This window comes from Noviherbaspirillum sp. (genome assembly GCF_035944575.1).
Taxonomy (GTDB): Bacteria; Pseudomonadota; Gammaproteobacteria; order Burkholderiales; family Burkholderiaceae_D; genus Noviherbaspirillum.
Map to the genome: position 1 here is coordinate 41,791 of NZ_DASZBA010000133.1, position 23,032 is coordinate 64,822.

Genomic DNA, 23,032 nt, shown 5'->3' on the forward strand with positions numbered 1-23,032 from the left:
ACCCGGGGAGAGCCGCCGGCCGGAAGGCCGACGGCGGGAAACTACAGCCGGATGATCAGGAACCGATGCGCGCGAAGTCCGGTGTCAGCACGACCGCCGAACCGCCTTGTGCATTGTCAGGTTGTACAGGCATCTTGCGCGGCGAGACTTTCTGGCTGCGCACCCGGCGTGCGAATGCGGTGAGAAATGCAGCATAGCCGTTGCAGCCCGGGCGGATGCCTTCCCTGGCGGCCTTGATCGGCCCCATCTCCAGCGTATCGCCAAGATCGTATGCCAGATCGCCTTTATCCCAGGCGGATTCGTCTTTGTGTGCCAACTTCACTTGCATGATCGTTCCTAAAAAATGATGAGGTCCAGAATTTTGCCGCTGCAATATTGCGCGTGCGAATGAGGACAACTTTAGCTCTGGTGCCTATGAGCATTCAAGGTTTTAATGAACATAAAAGTAAAAATATTTTGTGTTGCGCAACAAGGTTGTCATTCGTAGATGCTGTTCGATTAAGTTCTTGTGACACCCGACTATTTTGGTACGCCGATCAGGACGACGAGAAGGACGGGGAGCGGATCACCTGGGGTTGCGCTGGCCAATTTGCTATCATGCGCGGCTGTGTCGGTGCTCTGCAAAATCCGTAGCTGCATAGTCCGCGCCATCCATCATCCTGAATCCATTCGGATACAATAAAAAGGCTCCCGCATGCATCGTTCTTCCTTTCGTTCGCCCCTTGCTTCCATTACCTCCCTCGTCGGCCGCTGCATGCTTGCAGCAGCGCTATCGGCGGCCAGCCTGGCGCATGCCCAGCAGGTATTGCGCGTGTCTGCCATCCCGGATGAGGCGCCGACCGAACTGCAGCGCAAGTTCAAGCCGCTCGGCGCCTATCTCGAGCAGAAGACCGGCATGAAAGTAGAGTTCATTCCGGTCACCGACTATGCCGCATCGGTTGAAGGCCTGGTGAACAACAAGCTGGATATGGTCTGGTTCGGCGGCTTCACCTTCGTGCAGGCCAAGATGCGCAGCAACGGCAAGGTCATCCCCCTGGTGCAGCGCGAGGAAGATGAACGTTTCAAGTCGGTGTTCATCACCAGCGACAAAGCGATTTCGCGCCTGGAGGACCTCAAGGGAAAAACCTTCACCTTCGGATCGGAATCGTCCACGTCCGGTCACCTGATGCCGCGCTTTTATCTACTGGCGGCGAACGTCAATCCGGATACCGATATGAAACGTGTCGCCTTTTCCGGCGCGCATGACGCCACGGCGGCGGCCGTTGCCGGCGGCAAGGTCGATGCCGGCGCGTTGAATGCATCGGTATGGGAGAAGCTGGTTACGGAGCGCAAGATGGATCCGAATGCGGTCAGGGTTTTCTACACCACGCCGGGTTATTTCGATTACAACTGGACCGTGCGCTCGGACATGGATCCGGCATTGCGCAAGAAGATCACCGATGCCTTCCTCTCCCTTGACAAAGCCGATCCGAAAGGCAAGGAAATTCTTGAACTGCAGCGGGCCACCCGCTTCCTCCCGACCAAAGCGGAAAATTATGAAGCGATTGAAAAGGCGGCGCGCCAGGCCGGGCTGCTCAAGTAATGAGCTTTCGCCTTGAAGGCGTCTCGGTACGCCATCATGCCAATACGGCGGCGCCGGGCGCGCTGTCGGACATGGCGCTGTCGATTGCCGCCGGCGAGCATATCGCGCTGGTCGGCCCGTCCGGTGCCGGCAAGACGACTCTGCTGCATACCCTCGCCTGCGCGCACCGGCCGCATGGCGGCCGCCTCACTGTCTTCGACAGGGACCCCTGGATGCTCGGCAACCGGCAACGGCATGCGTTGCGCGCGCGTCTCTTCCTCGCGCCGCAGGCACCGCCGTTGCCGCCCCGCCAGCGCGTGGTCACTGCGGTACTCGCCGGCCGCCTGCCGCAGTGGAGCACATGGCAGGCGCTATCGTCGCTGGTTCGTCCGGCGGATGCCGGAGCGGCCTTCGATGCGCTGGCGCGGTTCAACCTGCAGGACAAACTGTATGAACGGGTCGACCGGCTGTCCGGCGGCGAACGACAGCGCTGCAGCCTGGCGCGGCTGCTTGTTTCAGACGCGGAAGCGTTCCTGGTGGACGAACCGCTGTCCGCCCTCGATCCGGCACTGGCTGCGCAAACGCTCGGGACACTGCGGCAGGAAGCGGCCACGCGCGGAGCCATCCTGGTATGCAGCCTGCACCAGATCGAACTGGCGCTCGCTCACTTCCCCCGCATCATCGGATTGCGCAATGGCCGCGTGGCCTTCGATCTGCCGCGCGAGGCAGTGACCGATGCGATAGTGGATGCGTTGTACCGGAATGTGGAGGAACATGCTTCCCCGGAGCGGACGACGGCGCCGGTTGCGCCGTCCTCGATCGCCGGCTGCTTTTGAAACAACGCATTCGAAGCCGTCACGTCCTGTCTGACCGATATCCATGTCCACCACGCTGAACAATCACCATCCCGATCCTGCCTGGCGCAGCCGCGTGACCGCCGCCGTGGTCGCGCTCATCGTACTGTGGCCGCTGCTGGTATGGAGCGAGTTCAAGCCCTGGATGCTGTTCGACCGGCAAAGCCTGAATGCCACCGGCCGCTTTCTCGCCGCATTCGTGCCGCCGGCGCATTCGCCGGAGTTCCTGTTGCTGATGCTGGAAGCGACATGGCAGACGATCGCCATTGCCACCGCCGGCATGACGCTGGCACTGCTGGGCGCGGTGCCGCTCTCCATCCTGGCTACCGAACAATTGTCGGTTTCCCGGCTCGGCACCGGCCGCATCAGCTGGTTCGGCAGCACCGTCCGCCGCCTGGTGCGATGGCTTCTGATTCTGCTGCGCAGCGTACCGGAACTGGTATGGGCGCTGCTGTTCGTGCGCATCGCCGGACTCGGTCCGACCGCCGGCGTTGCCGCAATCGCACTCACCTATTGCGGCATGCTCGGCAAGGTGTATGCGGAAATACTGGAATCGTCCGACACGCAGCCGACCGATGCGCTGCTGAAGAATGGCAGCGGTCGTCTCGCGGCCTTGTGCTATGGCGCCCTGCCGGTATCGGCGTCGGAACTGGTGTCCTACACCGTCTATCGCTGGGAATGCGCGATCCGCGGTTCGGTCGTGATGGGTTTCGTCGGCGCCGGCGGGCTCGGGCAGCGGATGGATGAATCGATGAAGATGCTGGCCGGCGGGGAAGTTGCGACCATGCTGATCATTTTCGTACTGCTGGTTGCCTGTGCGGATGGCGTCAGCAAATTGTTGCGCAGGAGGCTGGCATGAGCACGCGCCGAATGCCGCCGGCACCGCGCCGCGGCCTGGCTACGCGCTTGCTGCTGGTCGGAATGGCGGCGCTGGTGATTGCCAGCTTCGCCAGCCTGCCTCTGCAATGGCGGGAGTTTTTTTCGGACCGGGCGATGCAGACGTCCGCCGAGTTCCTGCGCGGTTTCATGCCGCCGGATTTTTCGTCTGCATTCATGCGCAAGGTGCTTGTCGGCGCCGCTGAAACGCTGTCGATGTCCGCCCTCGGCACCGCACTCGCCGCGATCGCCGGCATCGCGCTGGCATTGCCGGCGGCAGGCCGGCTCGGCCGTACGGCGCGCGCCTGCACGCGGATGATGCTGAATGTTTCGCGCTCGATCCCGGAGCTGGTGTGGGCGGCGATCATCCTCGTGGCGGCCGGCCTCGGCCCCTTCGCCGGCACGCTCGCGCTTGCTTTTCACACCACCGGCGTGCTGGGGCGGTTGTTTGCGGATGCGCTGGAAAACAGTTCGCCGCTGCCTGAAGCCAGCCTGCGCATCAATGGCGCGGGCGCGCTTGCGGCATTCCTGTACGCGACACTGCCGCAGACCGTGCCGCAGATGATGTCCTACACCCTGTACCGATGGGAAAACAATATCCGGGCAGCGGCCATTCTCGGGATGGTGGGTGCGGGCGGACTGGGACAGATGCTGAAGTACCACCTCTCCCTGTTCCAGATGCACCAGGCGGCGACAGTGATCCTGGCAATGCTGGTTCTGGTGGGGCTGGTGGATACGCTCAGTTTCGCCCTGCGACGCGTGATGACGCGATAGCGATGCGGTGCTGCCGCTGCATGCGCGGCAATCCCGGTGTGCACGCTATTCGTCGCCCGATACCTTGTCGAGCAATTGACTGAGTTTGTCGCTGACGACAACCAGCGTATCGGTGAGTTGTGCAAGCCGCAGTTCCAGTTGAAGCACGCGGTTTTCCAGCGCCTCGATGGCTGACGGTTCGTCCGGCGCTGACTGCGCCGTGCTCTCCGGTGCATCCGGCCCCGGAAGCACGCCCGGTCCGCCGCCCTCCCCTGCCTGGTCCGTCTTCCGCTGGGCAAGGATGCGCTGAAGGATGGTCAGCGCGAGTTCATAGTCGCCATTGGTCTGTGTCAGCAAGTAGTTGCAGTTGGCGACCGGCTCGCCGGATATCTTGTGCAGCTTCAACACCATCTGGGCATCGACTTCCTTCATCGTCGTCTCCATTCCATCGTTTTTTATCCCGGCGATCACTATACGCGTTTGCCGCGACGTGCGTTACCTGCAGGCATGCAATATCCGGGAGCCGAACTTTTTCGGTTTGATATGCATCGAACCCTTGCCGGTTTTGCAAGGCGCCCTTTCGAATTATCGAAAGGAATTTTTTTCAGCCTTGAGCTACGGCATCCACCGCAAGACACAGTTCTACGCAATCAGCCTGATTGCGACTACCGGAGAATGCAATGGACTCGAAAATGCGAATAAGCCTGGCGGCGTTGCTCGCCGCATTAATCAGCACACCCGCAATGGCTCAGTCAAAAGATAGCACCAAGGAAGACGAAGATAAGCGGCCCAAAAGACTGAAAGTCACCAAGAATCCGGAACTGGACCGTTCCGGCAAGACGCGGCATGGCGAAGCGTCTTATTACGGCAAGGAATTTTTCGGAAAGAAAATGGCTGACGGCACGCCGATGGATCCGGAATCCAATATCGCGGCCAGCAGGACGCTGCCGATCGGTACCAAGGCCAAGGTGACCAATTTGGATAACGGCAAAAGTGCGGTCGTGGAAATCCGCGACCGCGGGCCGTACATCGACGGCAGGATCGTCGATCTCACGCCGAAAACCGCCGAGCAGCTCGACATGAAAGATGAAGGCGTGGCGCCGGTGGCCGTGACGCCGATCGATCTGCCGGATTCGACTTCCCGATCAAGCGGCAACTGAGGCGGGAATACGGGCGGCAACTCAACGGGCAACGGCCTTGACGATGATGCATCGGGAACCCTTCAACAGGGCTCCCTCTGTTCATCGAGTCGCGCCGCTTACCTGGATCGTCACGTCGGAACCCGGACGCGCATCGAACTGCAACGTGCCGTTGACGATGGACACCGGCACCGCGGCACCGATTGCATCTCGCGCGGTGACCTGTCCCCTGAGCGCTTCCCTGACGGGGATCGCGATCGTCAGCGGCTCGGTGCAGAACGCCGGATTGAAGCTGCCGCTCAGCCGGACGGTTGCGTGGCTGGATGACGCTGTCGTGATTACCGGCCTTACCTGGGTGCGGCATTGGCGGTATCGCGCCACGTTCACATACGTGTCCGTCCAAAGTTGCGGGGAAAACGTCTGCGCATAGTTCAGGTGGTCGATCAGGAATTGCGACGTCACCGGACTCCAGCCGTCGCCGTCGACACCATGGCCGCCTGCAACGAACCAGCCTCCGAGAGTGACCGCCTCGGCAAGCTGGCGGTTCACCAATTGCAGCGACTCTGCTTGCGTCCTGCCATGCTCCTGGTCGAAGTAGGCGAAGCGGTAAGTGCTGTCATCGATGTCCAGTTTGCGCACCGAAAAGTGGTTCTGCATGGCGACCGCCATTGCGCGGTCGGAGTATTGGTGCCACGGGAAGGCAAAGGTAAGCGGCTTTCGTCCCAGCCTCTGTTCGATCACGCGCTGGGATGCATTGATCTCGGTATCCAGGACCTGATTGGTCAGGACGGGATCGCTCATGACGATCTGATGGGTCATCGAGTGGTTGCCGATCTCGTGTCCTTTGGCCGCAAGCCCGCGCCAGAATGCCCAGTCCGCATCGGCGACCGCGCTGGCGACGAGATAGAACGTCGCCCGCAGGCCTTTGTTCTCGAAGATGGCGGCGATCCGCGCGCTTGAACTGTAGCCGTCATCAAAGGTGTATGACGCGGCGGCTTGTTTCCCGTTCTTGTACCGTGTTACCTGTGGCGCAGTAAGGTCGAAACAGCGGTCGATGATTGCGCGGCAATCACCGCTCGGCACCGGTGCAGGTGTTGGTGTTGGTGTTGGTGTTGGTGTTGGCGTTGGCGTTGGCGTTGGTGCCGGCGTTGGCGTTGGTGCCGGCGTTGGCGTTGGTGCCGGCGTTGGCGTTGGCGTTGGCGTTGGCGTTGGCGTTGGCGTTGGCGTTGGCGTTGGCGCTGGTGCTGGCGCCGGTGCAGGTGCCTGAATCCCGCCACCGCTGTTCGCTTGTGTCGTCGGCGCCGAACCGCCACCGCATGCGCTCAGGCTGCTGATGAGAGTGAAGATCAGTGCGCCTGTAGTTGAAGCACGTTTCACTGCCATGTTGGTTCTCCCTCATAATGTTCGTTCCTGGTAATTTCAGAATAGGCAATTGTTCACACAGTCAATTGCGTACAATCAATTTGAACACCGAGTGGTTTGCGAACCAGCAAGCGTGATGCACAATGCGTTTACTTCTCTTTCATTTCCCCCTACCAACGACATGACACCCTGGCCTGCGGCACTTCCCGGCGATACGGTCGACCGGATCGATACACCGGCGCTGGTTCTCGATCTCGAGATGTTCGAGCGCAATCTTCAGCGCATGGCCGACGCGGTGAAGAACACCGGCGTGCGGTTGCGACCGCATGCGAAAAGTCATAAATGCCCGGAAATTGCGCTACGTCAGATTGCCCTCGGGGCGGTCGGCATTTGCTGCCAGAAAGTAAGCGAGGCCGCGCCGTTCGTTGCGGCAGGCATCACCGACATCTTGATTACCAATCAGGTTGTTGGCGCACGGAAAATCGACCGCTTGATGGATCTCGCCACTGACGCAAAGATTGGTGTGCTGGTGGATCACGCACGGCAGGTGGAAGAGCTGGCGGCTGCGGCATCAACCTCCGGGATTGCGCTGGATGTCTATATTGAAGTCGACGTCGGGGCAGGCCGCAGCGGGGTGCCGCCGGGACGGGACGCGGTTGCGCTGGCCAGCCTGATCGCGTCGCGATCGCCGCTGCGCTTCGCCGGCCTGCATTGCTACCATGGAAGCGCCCAGCACATGCGTTCGCCGCAGGAACGCCGCCAGGCCATCGCCAGCGCGGCGGCAATGGCGCAGGCGACGAAGGCGGAGATCGAATCGGCCGGCATCACGGTGGAGGTCATCACCGGCGCGGGCACCGGCACGCTGGTGCATGAACGCGATTCCGGCGTGTACAACGAACTGCAGCCAGGCTCCTACATTTTCATGGACAGGGACTATGCCGACAACCAGCGGGGAGACGGCGATATTGCTTTCGAGCATGCGTTGTTCGTCAAGACCACCGTGATGAGCCGCCCTGCCCCGAGCCGGGCCGTGGTGGATGCCGGGCTGAAGGCTTCCAGCGTCGATTCCGGCATGCCGGTCGTATGGGGCCGCAGTGACGTCAGATATCTGAAAGCATCCGATGAGCACGGCGTGCTGGCGACGGACGACGCTGCGTCGCCGGCGCTGGGAGACCAGTTGATGCTGGTGCCGGGGCACTGCGATCCGACGGTAAACCTGTACGACCACCTTGTCTGCGTGCGCAATGGTGTCGTGGAGGCGCTATGGCCGGTCGCCGCCAGGGGTGCGGTGTTGTAACGAACACTCCGACTAGACTAATAAAGCATTTCTTGCTTACCTCAATCCCATCAGAGACACCGACATGCCGCGAAGCCAGATCGATCACATAACCATTACCTCCCCAACATTGGCTGCCGGCGCTGCAATGATCAAGAAAGCACTGGGCGTTGCGCCGCAAACCGGCGGCGAACATCCACGCATGGGAACACATAATCTGTTGTTGCGATTGGGAGAGGAAGTTTTCCTCGAAGTGATATCGCCGAACCCGTCCGCGCCCGCGCCGCAGCGGCCACGATGGTTCGCGCTCGACGAATTGGAGGCCGGTTCCCAACCGAGGCTGGCCACCTGGGTGGTGCGTACCGGTGATATCCAGGAAACGGTTGCCGCCGGATCGGAAGCCTTGGGAACCATCGAACCGATGCAGCGCGGTTCGATCGACTGGCTGATCACCATCCCGGAGGACGGGTCGCTGCCGGCCGACGGCGTCGGACCGGCACTTATTGAATGGAAAACCGGTACCCACCCTGCCGCCGGGCTGCCGGACCACGGACTGCAACTCGTCAAAATGGAACTCTTCCATGCCGAACCCGAGCGCATCACCCGTTTGCTGCAGTCGCTCGGCCTCGAAGGCGATGTGGCGGTCCGGCCGCTTCACGACGCGGACCGCCCCTACATGGTGGCCCATATCAATACTCCGACGGGCATCCGCATCCTGTCCGGCGCAGGTGATCAGGCGGCGATGTCTTCCTGACCGTCCGTCTGCAGAGCCGCGATCTCGTCGCTCAACTCATTCCGCAAGGTGCGCGCCGCCTTCACCATGTTTTCCAACGCCGCACAGGTTTCCGGCCAGCTCCTGGTCTTCAGGCCGCAATCCGGGTTGACCCACAGGCGCCGATCCGGAATGACGCTGCGCGCCTTGCGCAACAGGCGCTCCATTTCCTCCACTTTCGGCACCCGTGGCGAGTGAATGTCGTACACGCCGGGTCCGATGTCGTTCGGATACGCGAACTCGCCGAAGCCATCAAGCAGTTCCATGTCGGAGCGCGAAGTTTCGATGGTGATGACATCCGCATCCATCGCCGCGATCCATGGCAGGATGTCGTTGAATTCCGAATAGCACATGTGGGTATGGATCTGCGTTTCGTCAGCCACGCCGGCGGCGCTGATCCGGAATGCGCGCACCGCCCAGTCCAGGTAGCGGTCCCATTCGCGCCGCTTGAGCGGCAGGCCTTCGCGGAATGCCGGTTCATCGATCTGTATCATGCCGATGCCGGCCTTTTCCAGGTCGCACACCTCCTCTCGCAGGGCCAGCGCGATCTGCAATGCGGTGGTCTCGCGCGACTGGTCATCGCGCACGAACGACCATTGCAGCATCGTGACCGGTCCGGTAAGCATGCCCTTCATCGGCCTGTCGGTCAGGCTTTGCGCGAAACGGCTCCAGCCTACCGTCATCGGCTCAGGGCGATAGACGTCGCCATAGATGATAGGCGGCTTCACGCAACGCGAGCCGTAGCTCTGTACCCAGCCGTTGGCGGTAAAGCCGTAACCCCATAGCTGTTCGCCGAAGTACTCGACCATGTCGTTGCGTTCCGGCTCGCCATGCACCAGCACGTCCAGCCCGAGTTCTTCCTGCGTGCGGACGGCAAGGCGGATTTCGTCGCGCATTTTCTCCAGATAATCGAGGTGTGGAATGTCGCCGCGCTTCCAGGTGGCCCGCGCCTGCCTGATGGCCGGCGTCTGCGGAAAGGAGCCGATGGTGGTGGTCGGAAATGCGGGCAGCTTCCATTTCGCCTGCTGCTTCGCGATACGGTCGCCGAATGGCGAATGCCGCTGTGTATCGCTGTCACGGATGGCCGCAAGCCGTTTCTGCACCAGCGCGTTATGGATGCGCGGCGAGTTGCGCCGGCGGGTGTGCGCGGCACGTGCGCCTTCGAACAGCGGATTCACCGTGTCCGTCTCGCCGGCAAGCGCTTGTTTCAGAGCCGCTATTTCACCCAGCTTTTGCGTGGCAAATGCCAGCCATCCTTTCAACTCTTCATCGAGTTTGATCTCGCAGCCGAGATCGACCGGCACATGGAGCAGTGAGCAGCTCGCGCTTATCCATAGACGATCCCCGAAAGTCTTCTTCAGCGGAAGAAGGCAGGCATACACAGTGTCGAGATCGGCCCGCCATATATTGCGGCCATCGATGACGCCCAGCGACAACACCTTGTCGTGCGGCCAATCTGCGCTGAAGGCATCGAGTTGGCCGCCGCCGCGCACGAGATCAAGATGCACGCCATCGACAGGCAGGGACTTCAATAGCGAAGCATGTTCGCCGACTTCCCCGAAATAGGTCGCCAGCAAGATCCGTGGCGCATGGCTTGCCAACGCGGCATAGGCCGGCGCGAAGGCATCGCGCCATTCGGTTTTCAAGTCGAGCGCCAGGATCGGCTCGTCGATTTGCACCCATTCCACGCCGGCATCGCGCAGGCGCGCAAGCAGACGACCGTAGCCTTCCAGGGCTCGTGGCAGCAGATCGAGCTTATGCGTCAGTCCAGATTTGATCTTGCCGAGATAGAGCAATGTCAGCGGACCGATCAGCACCGCCTTCGTCCGGCGGCCGGCGGCGTGCGCTTCCGCAACATCGTCCAGCAGCCAGTCGACGCCGCCGTCGAAGCGGATGCCCGCCGTCCATTCCGGCACGAGATAGTGGTAATTGGTATCGAACCACTTGGTCATTTCCATCGCGAAGCAATTGTCCCCGCCGCGCGCCATCCTGAAATAGTCCTGAAGGGTGAGCGCCGCCGGGTCCGCTCCAAAACGCTCCGGCGTCGCGCCCAGCAGCGCCAGTGTCGTCAGCACCTGGTCATACCAGGCGAAGTCGCCGACGGTGACCAGATCCAGCCCGGCATCCGCCTGCAGAGCCCAATGTTGTTCGCGCAGGCGGCGCCCGGTGTCGCGCAGCGCGCCTTCGGCTATTTCGCCGCGCCAGTATCCTTCCAGTGCAAATTTCAGCTCCCGCTGCGCGCCGATGCGGGGAAATCCAAGTATGTGTGCAATTGCCATGACCACTCCAATCGATGAACCGATTGCCAGTGTCGAACAAGATCCACTATGATTCAAACGATATATTTTTCTATTCATCTTGAATTTCATTCATATGCAGTCTTTGCTCGAACTACGGCATCTGAAAACGCTGGTCGCGCTACGCGAAGCCGGCAACCTGCTGCGCGCCGCCACGCTGCTCAATCTCACCCAGTCCGCCCTCTCCCACCAGATCAAGCAACTGGAAGACCATCACGGCACATTGCTGTTCGAACGAAAATCGGTGCCGATCCGCTTCACGCCCGCCGGCGAACGCCTGCTGAAGCTGGCCGATACCGTGCTGCCCCAGGTCGATGGCGCCGAGCGCGACCTGGTGCGCATGGCGCAGGGCGTGGCCGGGCAGCTGCGGATCGCCGTTGAATGCCACACGTGCTTTGACTGGCTGATGCCGTCGATGGATGTCTTCCGCAGCCGATGGCCGGAAGTCGAACTGGACATCGTGTCGGGTTTCCAGGCCGATCCGGTGGGGCTGCTGTATGGCCACCGCGCCGATGTGGCGATCGTGTCGGACATGGATGCCGATGAAGCGGTCGACTACCATCCTCTGTTCCGCTTCGAGATCGTCGCCGTGCTGGCGAAGGATCATCCGCTGGCGGCGCGCGACTACCTGCGCGCAAAGGATTTCGCGACCGATACCCTGATCACCTACCCGGTGCCTGACGACATGCTGGACGTGGTCCGGCAGGTATTGCAGCCCGCCGGCATCGATACCGAACGCCGCACGACCGAATTGACGGTGGCGATGCTGCAGCTGGTGGCCAGCCGGCGCGGCATCGCCACGCTGCCGCTATGGGCGGCGCAAAACTACCTGGACCGGGATTATGTGCTGGCGCGGCGCATCACCCGCAATGGCTTGACGGGGCGTCTCTATGCTGCCTGCCTGCCCGAGCTGTCGTCGCGGCCCTACCTTGCGGATTTCGTTGCGACGACACGGGAAAGCTGCTTCCTGAACCTGAGCAATATCGAGTTGCTTTGACGGGCCGCGAAACGCAAGGATTGTCGAAAATCACTTTATTTCGGCAATTCCGGAATCGATTGCGCTTCCCTTAAATTTGCATATACAATCCTTGCACCTACAATTGATTTGAGGTGCCAGACATGCCTGCCGACCAGCCTACCCAGCCGCAAGGCTGCACCAATTTCAAGATCCGCCAGATCATGCGCCTTGTCTCGCAGCAATACGATGCGGAACTCGGCAAGACCGGACTGAAAACCACCCAGTATTCCCTGTTGGCGCACGTGGAGCGGCTCGGCCCGATCCGTCCCGGCGAGCTGGCGCAGGCGATGCGCCTGGATGCCTCCACCCTCACCCGCAACCTCAAGCCGCTGGTCGATGCCGGCTGGCTCCGGATCGAGGCCGGCACCGACGACCGCAGCCGCAGCGTCATCATTACCGATGCCGGCCGGGCCAAACGCGCGGAAGCGAAAAGCTACTGGAAGGCGGCACAGGACAAGATCAACCGGACACTCGGCGTTGAACGGGTGCTGGCCCTGCATGCGCTGATCGACGATTCGCTCGCACTGCTTTCCACCAGCGACCAGGGAGCGGAAAATGAATAGCGCAAGCAACACGGCCAACCGCCAGGTTGCGGTCTGGCTGGTCCTCCTCGCCGCCGCCGGCACCTTCGCCCTGACCATGGGCACCCGCCAGACAATGGGACTCTTCCTGAGCCCGCTGAATACCGCCACCGGCCTGGGCATCGGCAGCATCAGCCTCGCGTTCGCATTCGGCCAGCTATGGTGGGGCCTGACCCAGCCGTTCGCCGGCGCCTTCGCCGACAAGTTCGGCGCCGGCCGGGTGCTGTTCTTTGGCGCGCTGCTGGTGGCGCTGGGCACTTTCATCACGCCCTATATGCAGACCACGCTCGGACTGGTCATCGCCATCGGCGTGCTGTCGGCCGGCGGCGCCGGCATGGCCGGGCCGGCGGTGCTGATGGCAACCGCCAGCCGCATGATCCCGGCTGAGAAGCGCGGCATGGCGACCGGCATCATCAATGCCGGTGGCTCCTTCGGCCAGTTCGTCATGGCGCCGATCGCCGGTGCATTGATGGTGGCCGCAGGCTGGATGAATGCGATGCAGATCCTCGGCCTGATCGTCCTGCTGGCGCTGCCGGCGGCCTTCCTGCTCAGCGGCGCGCCTGCCGCCACAACGCCGGCGGCGCAGAAGCCGATCGGCACCGGCGATGCCATCCGTACCGCTCTGCGCACCCCGAGCTACCTGATGCTGGCGGCCGGATTCTTCGTCTGCGGTTTCCATGTCGCCTTCCTTGCCACCCACCTGCCGGGCGTGATCGCCAGCTGCGGCCTGCCGCTGCAATTCGGCGCATGGTCGCTGGCGATGATCGGCCTGTTCAACATCGTCGGCAGCATCGCGATGGGATGGGCGGTCGGACGCTGGCGCATGAAGTCGTTGCTGTCGCTGGTCTACGCGACACGCGCGCTGGCGGTAATCGCCTTCCTGCTTGCTCCCAAGACCGGCACGGTGATGCTGCTCTTTGCCGCCGTCATGGGTTTGACCTTCCTGTCCACCGTACCGCCGACGGCCGGGCTGGTCGCGAAGCTGTTCGGCGTCGGCAACATGGCCACGCTGTTCGGCATCGTAATGCTGACCCACCAGGTCGGCGGCTTCCTCGGCGCATGGATGGGCGGCAAGGTATTTGAGGCTACCGGCAGCTATGACTGGATGTGGTATATCGACATCATGCTGGCGGTTGGCGCGGCACTGGTCCATCTGCCAATCCGCGAAGCGAAGCTCGCCCGTCCCGCGATGGTGCCGGCATGAGCGCCCGTCCCGCGGAGGGCGCCACTCTCGATCCACGCACACGGATGCTGCTGGAAGCGCCCATCGTGCCTACGCTGCTGAAGATGGGCGCGCCAAATGTGCTGGTGATGCTGGCGCAGGCCGGCGTCGGCCTGATCGAAACCTACTTCGTCGGCAAGCTCGGCACCGATGCGCTGGCGGGGATGGCGCTGGTATTCCCGGTGGTGATGTTCATGCAGATGACGTCGTCCGGGGCCATGGGCGGCGGCATTGCGTCGTCCATCGCCCGGGCGCTCGGGGCCCGGCGGCGCGCGGATGCCGACGCGCTGGTGTGGCATGCGCTGCTCATCGCGGTGGTGTTCGGCGTGATATTCATGGGAGCGATCCTGCTCGGCGGCCGCTCGCTGTATGCGAGCATGGGCGGCGCGGGCGGTGCGCTGGAGGCCGCGCTTACCTATTCCAACTGGGTGTTTGCCGGCGCCATCATCGTCTGGATCTTCAATTCGCTGTCGGCGATATTGCGCGGCACCGGCAACATGGCGGTGCCGGCTTACGTCACCGTCGGCGGCATGGTGGTGTTGATCCCGCTGTCGCCGCTGCTGATCTTCGGCTGGGGACCGGTGCCCGGCATGGGCATCGCCGGCGGCGCGGTGGCGCTGCTGTCGTATTACTTCGTCGGCAGCATCATCCTGGCCGCGTATCTGTCTTCCAGCAAAAGTCTGCTGCGCCCGTCCCTGAAGGAAGTCCGCTTTCGCTGGCCGCTGTTCCGCGACATCCTGCGCATCGGCCTGATCGGCACGGTATCGACCGTCGCCACCAATCTCGCCATCATCATCACCACCGCGCTGGTGGGCGGATTCGGCACGGCGGCCATCGCCGGCTACGGCACCGCGTCGCGCCTGGAATATCTGCTGGTGCCGCTGGTATTCGGCCTGGGTGCGCCGCTGGTCGCCATGGTCGGCACCTGCATCGGCGCCGGGCAGCGCGAACGCGCGTTGCAGGCCACCTGGATGGGGGCGGCGCTGGCGTTCGGGATGGCGGAGACCATCGGCCTGTTTGCCGCCGCTTTCCCGCATGCGTGGCTGACCCTGTTTAACAACGATCCGGCCATGCTCGAGGCCGGCAGCCGCTACCTGCGCACCGTCGGCCCGGTGTACGGGTTCTTCGGCGTGGGGCTGGTGCTGTACTTCGCTTCGCAAGGCGCGGGACGGCTGATGTGGCCGGTGCTGGGCAATGTGCTCCGTCTGGCGGTCGCGGCGGGCGGCGGCTGGCTGGCGCTGCGCTGGGGCGGGAGCCTGACCCATGTGTTCATCGCGCAGGGTGTGGCGCTGGTGGTATATGGCCTGGTGAATGTCGGATCGATCGCGGGCGGCGCATGGTTCGGCCCCGTCGGCTGGCCCCGCAGGACATCGGCCATGCTGGAACGCGTGCGCGGGACGGCGGCATAAGGCGGTTGCGGACGGCGCGCGCTACGACAGGGTATCGGCCCAGATATTCCTTGCCCATTCCGCCGCGTACCTGCCTTCCAGTTCACCGGGCGCCGCCGACACGCCGCCGGAGCCCGGCACGCTGAGCAGGGTTTTCTTCTGCGCGTCATAGGCATGCACGGACGTCACATGGATCACATCCTTGTCCGACACGTAGCTGTAGCAGGTGTTGGTCAGCATCGGGTTTTGCGGCGGCGGCTTCCCCTGGAACATATCGACGATGGCTGCGGCGCAGATTTTCGCGTGCTGGTTGGCCATATGCGCGGATTTCGGCATCAGCGGCGCGACCTGGATCGCATCGCCCAGCACATGGATATGGCGCGCCTGGGTGGATTCGAAAGTCAGGAAATCCACTTCGCACCAGCGCCTGTTGACATTGGCCAGTCCGGTCTGCACGGCGATACCGCCCGCCGACTGCGGCGGCACCACGTTCAATACCGCGCCGCGCACCTCGTCGCCCAACTCCGATATCACCGTGCCGGTTTTCGGATCGACATCGGTGGCCTTGAAACTCGGCTGGTATTCGATGATGTCCTTGTAGCGTTCCGCCCAAACCTTTTTGAACAACGCGCCTTTCGACACCACATCTTCATTCGCATCCAGCAGGATGACTTTCGACTTCGGCTTGGCCCTGCTGAAATAATGGGCAACCTGGCATGCCCGTTCATAAGGCCCTGGCGGACAGCGGTAAGGAGCCGGCGGGATGGACATGACGAAGGTATCGCCATTCGCCATCGCTTCGAGCTGCCGCCGCAGCGCGAAGGTTTGTTCACCCGCTTTCCACGCGTGCAGCACCTTGTCGCGCGCGCCCGCTTGCGCCATGCCGGGCAGACTATCCCACAGGAACTCTACGCCGGGCGACAGCACCAGCCTGTCGTAGGAAAGGGGCCTGCCTCCAGCGAGCCTGACGATGCGCTTGTCGGGATCGATGGCCTGTGCGGTATCGCGCACCATGCGTATGGCGTGACGGCGGGCAAGTTGCTGATAGCTGACGGTGATGTCCGCCATCTGCTTCGATCCGCCCAGCACCAGGTTGGATACCGGGCAGGAAATAAATGCGGCATTCGGTTCCACCAGCGTCACGTCGATCGCGCCTGCACTCCACATGCGCAGGTAACGCGCTGCGGTCGCGCCGCCGTAACCTGCGCCTATTACCACCACGTGCGGCTTCGCCGGGGCGGCGAAGGCGGCGACGGTCTTGGAAGACAGCGCCGCACCGATCGCTCCCATGAATTGACGGCGTTTCATTTGCTCTCCGGTTTATTCAGGCCGGCGAGATATCCGGCGATCAGTTCGATCTGTTCATCGGTGTACCCCTTGGCGATCTGATGCATGATGGTTGCGTTGCGTGTGCCGGTCTTGAAGGCTTGCATGGCGGCGGTCAGCGACTCTTTCGATTGACCGGCTAGTGCGGACAGGCTTCCGCCTCGTTCCGGCCGGCCGTCGGTGCCGTGGCAGGCGGCGCAGGTGGCGTAGAGGCGGCGGCCTGTGGGGTCGGGTTCGGCGGCGAGGGTTAGGGTTGTGGCGTGGATCAGAATGAGCGCTCCGAAGGTAAAGCGGATGAATTGCGTGGCGCGTGATTTTCTAAACTTAACCATCAACGGTTTCCTGGAAAATTGCCTATGGCCGATCCCCTCCTCCTGTAAGGGGGAGGGCTAGGGTGGGGGTGGTAGGATCGAGACAGAACCTTACTTGTCTCAGCCCTGCCACCTCCATCCCAACCTTCCCCCTTACAGGGGGAAGGAGCCGTCATGCGTTATGAATTCGGCCGGATAATGGAATAGCGTCACTTCGTCATTGGATAATGCGTCGTCCGGCAGTCTGCCCCTACGGCCTCACCCCTGGCGCCTCCATCGCCATCCCCTTCGCCCTCTTCGCCAGATACAACTCCAGCTCCACCAATTCCTGCGATCCCAGCGCGAACGGCTCCGCCCTCACTCCGGTCATGCAGTTGCGCAGTCGCCGCTGCAATGATCCCATCGCCTGCCATTCCAGCCGGTAGATCGGATATCCGCCCGCATGCCCCTGCGGGATGATGCTGCCGCCGAGGCGCTTGCCCCAGTTCTCGTCATGGCATTGCGCGCAGGACAGATTAAGCTGCCCGATGCGCTGCCGCCAGCGCTGCTCGCCCCGCACATAAAACGCCTGCAGCGCCGCATCCCCCGGCGGCGTCACCGGCATGCCGCGCGACTGCAATGCGATATAGCTCTCCAAACCCAGCAAGGCTTCGCTTTCCGGCGCGAAAGCCGGCGCCTGCTGGTGCTCCTGCCGGCATTGGTTGATGCGCTGGCCGAGATTCAGCGGGCGCTTGCTCGTTGCATCGAAAGCGGGATAACGCGCCGCCACGCCGCGCATCGACGTTTGCGCATCTCCGTGGCAGCTTGCGCAGGAGAGGTCGCTTTTCCCCGCGTTGCGCTGCCACAGCGCCTCTCCCTCCTGCACCCACAGCATGCCGGGATTGAGGCTGTCGTCGCGCTGCATCTCCTGCGTCGACCGGCCCATGAACGCGGAGCCGGGAAGTCGTGATTCGCCCGCCGGCTGCGCATTCGCTGCCGCGCTGCAAGCGGCAAGGACGATCAGCATTGCGGCCATTCGCATCGCGTTTAACCGGTGACGGTAATCGTCACCGATTCCGTCTGCGTGAATCCCTTGTCGCCTTCCCAGGTGAATGTCAGCGTGCCGCTGTCGGTTGCGACGGTATGGAAGTTGATGGAGGGATTGGCCGCGATGGCCGGGAACAGTTCGGCGCTGAACACCACGTCGCCGTTATAGCGGCAGGTGAAGCGTCGCAGGATATCGCGCGGCACCACCTGGCCGTCGGCGCCGGGCCGGTAGCCGGTTTCCATCGGGTGAGCGATCAGCGTGCGGATTTCGATCACTTCGCCGCGCTTCGCGGTGGCGGGTACCTTGATGAGTGTGCGTGCCATGTCAGGTCTCGCCTTCGATGCAGGCAGCCAGGGTTACCACCACGTCGATGGTATGCGACCAGTAGCTGCCGTCGCTCAATCTGGCAACCGCCGTCAGCTTCTGCGAAGTGGCCAGCCGCATGCGCGTGGAAATGCTGGCCTTGCCGGCGCGCGGCCCAAGGGTGAAGCGGGCAACGTCGGTCTGCGGATTGCGCTCGTTGAAAATCGCGATGGCGGCAACATGGTCGGCAGCGGTCATGGGGCTGTCGACGGCGACGGTGACCGGCACGGCATTGCCGTTATCGACCAGCGCCGCCACGTCCAGCTTCACCTTGCCCGGGCGCACCACTGCGCCGCCGGTGTAGGACCTGATTGCGGCGGCCATCTCGTCCGGCGTCGCGCTCGCGGGCCGGACGATCAGCCACGCACCGAGGCCGGCCCCTGCCGCCAGCAGCCTGCGGCGCTTGCGGTCGGTTCCGGAAGAACATTCATGTGGATCGGACATCACTTTGCTTTCTGTTGTGGCGGTTCGCGCAGTGTGCGCAAAAAGGCGACGACATCTTCGATCTGCCCCGCATCCAGTATGGTCTTCCCCTGCAGCGCGGGATTGACCCGGACCAAGCCATCGCTACGGTAATACGACGGCATGATGGTTGCCGGATTGAAGCGGCCGGCATCGACGATGCGCAGGCGCAACTGCCCTTCGCTCCAGCGCGCACCGGTACCGCTCAGGTCAGGTGCGAGATTGCCCTGGAAGCGCTCCTCCGGCAGCGGCCCGGTATGGCAGAGCAGGCACAGGCCGACCTGCCGGCTGGCAACGATGGCCCGCCCCCGCGCCGCATTTCCGGGTGCGCCGGTCAGGGATTCAGGTATCGCATCGCCGACGATACGGTAAGACACGGCCGTCCCGCCCCCGGCCCATGCGGAGCCGCTTGTTGCCAGAAAAAGCGCAGTGACGAATGACCACATTCCCAAATCCAACGATATCGCGGAGACGCACCGGCGTCCCCGCCATGCCCTATGCTTTCTTCAGGCTATGGTTTTTCAGCGGCAGGTCGCGGATGCGCTTGCCGGTCGCGGCGAAAATGGCATTCAGCACCGCCGGCGCCGCCACCGCGATGGTCGGCTCGCCCACCCCTCCCCAGAAACCGCCGGACGGAACGATCACGGTTTCCACCGGGGGCATCTCATCCATCCTCATTACCTGGTAGCTGGTGAAATTATCCTGCTCCATGCGGCCATCCTTGACCGTGCATTCGCCGTACAACGCGGCCGACAGGCCATAGACGAAAGACCCTTCCACCTGGGCCTCGATCTGCTGCGGGTTCAATGCATGGCCCGGATCGGTGGCCGCCACGATGCGATGAATCTTCACCCCGCCTTCATCGTTGACGGACACTTCCGCCACCGCCGCCACGTAGCTGCCGAAGCCCATCGTCTGCGCCAGCCCACGGAACACGCCCTTGGGCGGCGGCTTGTCCCAGCCGGCCCGCTCGGCGGCGGCATTCAGCACCGCGAGGTGTTTCGGGTGATTCGCCATCAGCTTGCGGCGTAGCGCGAGCGGATCCTGTTTCGTCGCATGGGCGATCTCATCGAGGAAGCATTCGAGATAGATGGTGTTCTGGTTCAGATTCACGCCGCGCCAGAAGCCCGGCGGCACCGGCGGATTGCGCATGGCATGATCGATCAGCAGATTCGGGAAACTGTAGCCGATCGATGCTTCCGGGCCGGGCGGATTCAGGCCCTGGAACACGACCGGGTCCTTTCCGTCCTTGATGTTCTGCGGGAACACGCCGGCGAGGATGGACTGCCCGGAAATGCGCATATGCAGTCCGGTGATATTGCCCTGCGCATCGAGGCCGGCGCTCAGCTTGCATTGCGTGACCGGATGGTAGCGGCCATGCAGCATGTCCTCCTCGCGCGACCAGATCAGCTTGACGGGCGTGCCGGGCATTTCCTTCGCGATCGCCACCGCCTGCCGCACCCAGTCATGCACCGCACCGCGCCGGCCGAAGCCGCCGCCGAGGTGGATCTTGTACACCTCGCATTTCGACGGCGGCATCTCCGCCGCCTCGGCTGCGGCGGCCAGCGCCGCTTCGCCATTCTGCGTCGGCGTCCAGACTTCGCAGCGCTCGGGCGTCCATTTCGCCGTCGCGTTCATGGTCTCCATCGTCGCGTGGTTCTGGTACGGATAGGAATAGACCGCTTCGATCTTGCGTGCAGCGGCATTGAGCGCGGCGCGCACGTCGCCGTTCTGGTTGCCGATCGCCGCATCGTTCGCGTCGAGGCCGGCCTTCAGTGTCTCGGCGATACTGGCGCTTGATACCTTGGCGTTCGGGCCCTCATCCCATTCGATAGGCAGCGCATCCAGCGCGGTCTTGGCATGCCACCATGTGTCCGCGACTACCGCAACGGCGCTGTCGCCGACCTGCACCACTTTTTTCACGCCCGGGCGGCCTTGTATCTCGGCCGCCTTGAAGCTTTTCACCTTGCCGCCGAACACCGGGCAATCCTTGATCGCTGCATTCAGCATGCCGGGAAGTTTCAGGTCCATGCCATAAATCTGCGCGCCGGTCGTTTTCTCCACCGTATCGAGGCGCGCGAGGCGTTTGCCGGCGACCTTCCACTCCTTCGGGTCCTTCAGCACGACATCCGTGGGCGGCGTCAGCTTCGCGGCGGACGCGGCGACCTTGCCGTAGGTGGTGGTGCGGTTCGACGGGCCGTGGGTGATGACGCTGTTGGCGGCGCGGCATTCGGAAGCCGGCACCTTCCATTCGTCCGCAGCCGCCTGCACGAGCATCATGCGTGCCGCCGCCCCGCCCTTTCGCACATAGTCATGCGACTCCCGTATGCCGCGGCTTCCGCCGGTCGAGAAATTCCCCCAGGCCCGGTTGCGCGCGAGATTCTGTCCGGGCGTCGGGTATTCGGTAGTCACCTTGGCCCAGTCGCAGTCCAGTTCCTCCGCGACGAGCTGGGCAAGGCCGGTCAGCGAACCCTGCCCCATCTCGGAGCGCGCGATGCGGATAACCACGGTATCGTCCGGCTTCACCACCACCCAGGCATTGACTTCCGGCACCGCGCCGGCCGCCGCACTCTGCGCGGCGGCGGTCAGAGGTATATGGAAGCCGATCATCAATCCGCCGAAGGCGGCGGTCGATGTTCCGAGGAAGCGGCGGCGGGAGGGATTGGCCACGGCGGTGTCGGAGACGGCGCGGCTCATGTCGTGCTCCCGTCAGCATGCTTGATCGACAGGCCGGCGCTGCGGGCGTCGCCGCCCTTCGCCACGACCTTGATCGCGGCGCGCACCCGGTTGTAGGTGCCGCAGCGGCAGATATTGGTGATGGATTCGTTGATGTCAGCGTCGGTGGGATTGGGCTTTTGCTTGAGCAGCGCGACGGCGGCCATGATCATGCCGCTCTGGCAGAAGCCGCACTGCGGCACGTCGAGCGCCACCCAGGCTTTCTGCACCGGATGGGAGCCGTCCTTGGACAGGCCCTCGATCGTCACGATCTTCTGCTCCGCATTGACCGAGGAGACCGGGCGCACGCAGCTGCGGGTGGGCTCGCCGTCGATATGCACGGTACATGAACCGCACATGGCGACGCCGCAACCATACTTCGTCCCGGTCAGGCCGAGCTGCTCGCGCAGCACCCATAGCAGCGGCGTGTCGCCCTCCGCCTCAAATTCACGCAATGTACCGTTGACATTCAGTTTTGCCATGTCTCAACTCCAGGTTGTGGTTATGGTTCGGGCGGGTGATGCGTCGGACGCCCGGATATATTACGGCTTCCGTTTTTTCCGTGCTTAGAGCGTCTAACAGAATGAACGAAGCGCCAGCTTCGTGCTCTCTGGCAAGGCGCGTCGACGCAGGCAGTACTGACGTACGACAAGGAGACGCAACGCAGGCAGAGGCATTTTGTTAGACGCTCTTATTTCAACTTGATTTCACGTAGGTACTTCAGGGTCCCGGGATGCAGCATGCGTTCGTCCGGCGCCGCCGACGCGGTGTTGGCGGCCCTGGTTTCCTTCGCCTGCGGCAGCAGTTCGCCGATGATGTCCTCGCCCTTGTGCAGCGCCTTCGTCAACCGGTATGCGGTCTCGTCCGGCAGGGTCGGGCGCGCCATGATGAAGCTCCAGGAGCCAACCGATGTCAGGGGTGCGGCCTGTCCCTTGAAACTGTTCGCGGGCAAGGTCAGCTGCTTCAGGAAACCATGACGCTCACGGATCTTCGATATCTCCGCTTCGGACGGCACGATGAAGCGGCCGCCCGATGGCGCGTTGGTGACGGTGACGAAACCCGGCCAGCTGCTGCCCCCGCCCCACAGCGCCGCCACGCGACCGTCCGCCACCATTGCCGGACCGTCACCGGCCCGCTCCAGGTACACCGCCTGAAAATCCTTATCCATGTCCAGCCCGAGCCCGTTCAGTACATAGCGGGCGAGAATCACCAGGCCGGAGCCGCGCGCGCCGAAAGCCACGGGCTTGCCGCGCAAATCGTCGATGCTGCGGTATGGACTGTCGGCGCGCACGACGAACATGCCGGGGGTGGAGTACATGGCGGCGATGATCTTCGCATTCGTTGGCGGCCGCCCTACTCCCTGCAGCGCTTCATAGGCAGCTTCGCCCTGCACCAGCGCGATGTCCAGCTTGCCGTCTTCGAGCAGGGGAATGTTTTCGGTACTGCCCTTGGTGTTCTTCGCTTCGATCTGAAGCGCGGGATCGGTCCTGGCGACGGTGCGCAGAACCGCATCGCCGAACACCGGGAAGCCGCCTCCCGGGGTGGCGGTTCCCATCACGACCTTAACCGGATCAGCCGCGGCGGCCGTACCAGCCAAGAAAAGGGTGCAGACAAGCATGAATCGCGCAGACCAAACCATGGACACCTCCGTGATAGGGACACGACGCATCGGCATGATGCAGTCCAGCCCTGGCGAAAGGAACGATACAACATCTTCGCGCCGGCCGCT

General features: G+C 63.0%; 26 protein-coding genes. 12 read left to right on the forward strand and 14 right to left on the reverse strand.

Annotated features, from left to right (window positions below; translation table 11 throughout):
- Nucleotides 1–55: 55 nt before the first annotated feature.
- On the reverse strand, nt 56–328 hold the full coding sequence (locus VGU61_RS08885) for a hypothetical protein (protein ID WP_326858754.1): 273 nt from the start codon (nt 326–328) through the stop codon (nt 56–58).
- 426 nt (nt 329–754) lie between these two features.
- Between VGU61_RS08885 and VGU61_RS08890 the strand changes: the two genes are divergently transcribed.
- Genes VGU61_RS08890 through phnE form a run of 4 tightly spaced genes read left to right on the forward strand, consistent with a single transcriptional unit; the run spans nt 755 to nt 4,065 of the window.
- Entirely contained in the window at nt 755–1,582 is an 828-nt protein-coding gene (locus VGU61_RS08890; protein ID WP_326858794.1) for a putative selenate ABC transporter substrate-binding protein, read from the forward strand.
- Complete coding sequence (locus VGU61_RS08895) at nt 1,582–2,397, forward strand: phosphonate ABC transporter ATP-binding protein (RefSeq protein WP_326858755.1); 816 nt, start codon at nt 1,582–1,584, stop codon at nt 2,395–2,397. Before VGU61_RS08890 ends, VGU61_RS08895 begins: the two co-directional genes overlap by 1 nt.
- Before the next feature lie 43 nt (nt 2,398–2,440).
- On the forward strand, nt 2,441–3,274 hold the full coding sequence (locus VGU61_RS08900) for an ABC transporter permease (RefSeq protein WP_326858756.1): 834 nt from the start codon (nt 2,441–2,443) through the stop codon (nt 3,272–3,274).
- A complete protein-coding gene (gene phnE / locus VGU61_RS08905; RefSeq protein ID WP_326858757.1) occupies nt 3,271–4,065 on the forward strand; it encodes a phosphonate ABC transporter, permease protein PhnE in 795 nt (264 codons plus the stop codon). The genes VGU61_RS08900 and phnE overlap by 4 nt, the downstream gene beginning before the upstream one ends.
- Before the next feature lie 45 nt (nt 4,066–4,110).
- On the opposite strand, the gene VGU61_RS08910 is transcribed toward phnE, so the two are convergent.
- Nucleotides 4,111–4,476 (reverse strand): hypothetical protein, encoded by a 366-nt coding sequence (locus VGU61_RS08910; RefSeq protein WP_326858758.1) that lies wholly within the window; start codon nt 4,474–4,476, stop codon nt 4,111–4,113.
- 58 nt (nt 4,477–4,534) lie between these two features.
- Between VGU61_RS08910 and VGU61_RS08915 the strand changes: the two genes are divergently transcribed.
- Both VGU61_RS08915 and VGU61_RS08920 read left to right on the forward strand, forming a co-directional pair.
- Nucleotides 4,535–4,807, forward strand: coding sequence for a hypothetical protein (locus VGU61_RS08915; RefSeq protein ID WP_326858759.1), 273 nt, complete (start codon nt 4,535–4,537; stop codon nt 4,805–4,807).
- Nucleotides 4,788–5,204, forward strand: coding sequence for a septal ring lytic transglycosylase RlpA family protein (locus VGU61_RS08920; RefSeq protein ID WP_326858760.1), 417 nt, complete (start codon nt 4,788–4,790; stop codon nt 5,202–5,204). Before VGU61_RS08915 ends, VGU61_RS08920 begins: the two co-directional genes overlap by 20 nt.
- A gap of 81 nt (nt 5,205–5,285) precedes the next feature.
- Here the strand turns inward: VGU61_RS08920 and VGU61_RS08925 are convergent, their stop codons facing one another.
- Nucleotides 5,286–6,266, reverse strand: coding sequence for a polysaccharide deacetylase family protein (locus VGU61_RS08925; RefSeq protein WP_326858761.1), 981 nt, complete (start codon nt 6,264–6,266; stop codon nt 5,286–5,288).
- The gene (locus VGU61_RS08930; protein WP_326858762.1) at nt 6,253–6,582 is read right to left on the reverse strand and encodes a hypothetical protein; all 330 of its coding nucleotides are present in this window, start codon (nt 6,580–6,582) and stop codon (nt 6,253–6,255) included. The genes VGU61_RS08925 and VGU61_RS08930 overlap by 14 nt, the downstream gene beginning before the upstream one ends.
- A 144-nt stretch (nt 6,583–6,726) precedes the next feature.
- On the opposite strand from VGU61_RS08930, the gene VGU61_RS08935 reads away from it, so the two are divergent.
- Nucleotides 6,727–7,842 carry a DSD1 family PLP-dependent enzyme gene (locus VGU61_RS08935; protein WP_326858763.1) on the forward strand — a complete coding sequence of 372 codons (1,116 nt, stop codon included), beginning with the start codon at nt 6,727–6,729 and terminating at the stop codon, nt 7,840–7,842.
- A 64-nt stretch (nt 7,843–7,906) separates the two neighbouring features.
- Nucleotides 7,907–8,575 (forward strand): VOC family protein, encoded by a 669-nt coding sequence (locus VGU61_RS08940; RefSeq protein WP_326858764.1) that lies wholly within the window; start codon nt 7,907–7,909, stop codon nt 8,573–8,575.
- Here VGU61_RS08940 and metE read toward each other — a convergent pair.
- Complete coding sequence (gene metE, locus VGU61_RS08945; protein ID WP_326858765.1) at nt 8,554–10,872, reverse strand: 5-methyltetrahydropteroyltriglutamate--homocysteine S-methyltransferase; 2,319 nt, start codon at nt 10,870–10,872, stop codon at nt 8,554–8,556. The genes VGU61_RS08940 and metE overlap by 22 nt on opposite strands.
- A 94-nt stretch (nt 10,873–10,966) precedes the next feature.
- On the opposite strand from metE, the gene VGU61_RS08950 reads away from it, so the two are divergent.
- The 4 genes from VGU61_RS08950 (at nt 10,967) to VGU61_RS08965 (ending at nt 15,120) form a co-directional block, all read left to right on the forward strand.
- Entirely contained in the window at nt 10,967–11,887 is a 921-nt protein-coding gene (locus VGU61_RS08950) for a LysR family transcriptional regulator (protein WP_326858795.1), read from the forward strand.
- Nucleotides 11,888–12,009: 122 nt separating this feature from the next.
- Nucleotides 12,010–12,471 (forward strand): MarR family winged helix-turn-helix transcriptional regulator, encoded by a 462-nt coding sequence (locus tag VGU61_RS08955; RefSeq protein WP_326858766.1) that lies wholly within the window; start codon nt 12,010–12,012, stop codon nt 12,469–12,471.
- Nucleotides 12,464–13,693, forward strand: coding sequence for an MFS transporter (locus VGU61_RS08960; protein WP_326858767.1), 1,230 nt, complete (start codon nt 12,464–12,466; stop codon nt 13,691–13,693). Before VGU61_RS08955 ends, VGU61_RS08960 begins: the two co-directional genes overlap by 8 nt.
- A complete protein-coding gene (locus VGU61_RS08965) occupies nt 13,690–15,120 on the forward strand; it encodes an MATE family efflux transporter (RefSeq protein ID WP_326858768.1) in 1,431 nt (476 codons plus the stop codon). Before VGU61_RS08960 ends, VGU61_RS08965 begins: the two co-directional genes overlap by 4 nt.
- A gap of 21 nt (nt 15,121–15,141) precedes the next feature.
- Here the strand turns inward: VGU61_RS08965 and VGU61_RS08970 are convergent, their stop codons facing one another.
- The 9 genes from VGU61_RS08970 to VGU61_RS09010 all read right to left on the reverse strand — a co-directional run bounded on the left by VGU61_RS08970 (nt 15,142) and on the right by VGU61_RS09010 (nt 22,978).
- Nucleotides 15,142–16,407, reverse strand: a complete 1,266-nt coding sequence (locus tag VGU61_RS08970) for an NAD(P)/FAD-dependent oxidoreductase (RefSeq protein WP_326858769.1) — start codon at nt 16,405–16,407, stop codon at nt 15,142–15,144.
- On the reverse strand, nt 16,404–16,757 hold the full coding sequence (locus VGU61_RS08975) for a c-type cytochrome (protein ID WP_326858770.1): 354 nt from the start codon (nt 16,755–16,757) through the stop codon (nt 16,404–16,406). The genes VGU61_RS08970 and VGU61_RS08975 overlap by 4 nt, the downstream gene beginning before the upstream one ends.
- A gap of 229 nt (nt 16,758–16,986) precedes the next feature.
- Nucleotides 16,987–17,751, reverse strand: a complete 765-nt coding sequence (soxA, locus tag VGU61_RS08980; protein WP_326858771.1) for a sulfur oxidation c-type cytochrome SoxA — start codon at nt 17,749–17,751, stop codon at nt 16,987–16,989.
- An 11-nt stretch (nt 17,752–17,762) separates the two neighbouring features.
- Entirely contained in the window at nt 17,763–18,086 is a 324-nt protein-coding gene (soxZ, locus tag VGU61_RS08985) for a thiosulfate oxidation carrier complex protein SoxZ (RefSeq protein ID WP_326858772.1), read from the reverse strand.
- A 1-nt stretch (nt 18,087) separates the two neighbouring features.
- Complete coding sequence (locus tag VGU61_RS08990) at nt 18,088–18,570, reverse strand: SoxY-related AACIE arm protein (RefSeq protein ID WP_326858773.1); 483 nt, start codon at nt 18,568–18,570, stop codon at nt 18,088–18,090.
- Entirely contained in the window at nt 18,570–19,034 is a 465-nt protein-coding gene (gene soxX / locus VGU61_RS08995) for a sulfur oxidation c-type cytochrome SoxX (RefSeq protein WP_326858774.1), read from the reverse strand. Before soxX ends, VGU61_RS08990 begins: the two co-directional genes overlap by 1 nt.
- A gap of 49 nt (nt 19,035–19,083) precedes the next feature.
- Nucleotides 19,084–21,285 (reverse strand): xanthine dehydrogenase family protein molybdopterin-binding subunit, encoded by a 2,202-nt coding sequence (locus tag VGU61_RS09000; protein WP_326858775.1) that lies wholly within the window; start codon nt 21,283–21,285, stop codon nt 19,084–19,086.
- Entirely contained in the window at nt 21,282–21,785 is a 504-nt protein-coding gene (locus tag VGU61_RS09005; RefSeq protein ID WP_326858776.1) for a (2Fe-2S)-binding protein, read from the reverse strand. Before VGU61_RS09005 ends, VGU61_RS09000 begins: the two co-directional genes overlap by 4 nt.
- A gap of 209 nt (nt 21,786–21,994) precedes the next feature.
- Entirely contained in the window at nt 21,995–22,978 is a 984-nt protein-coding gene (locus VGU61_RS09010) for a TAXI family TRAP transporter solute-binding subunit (protein WP_326858777.1), read from the reverse strand.
- Between the last annotated feature and the right edge of the window lie 54 nt (nt 22,979–23,032).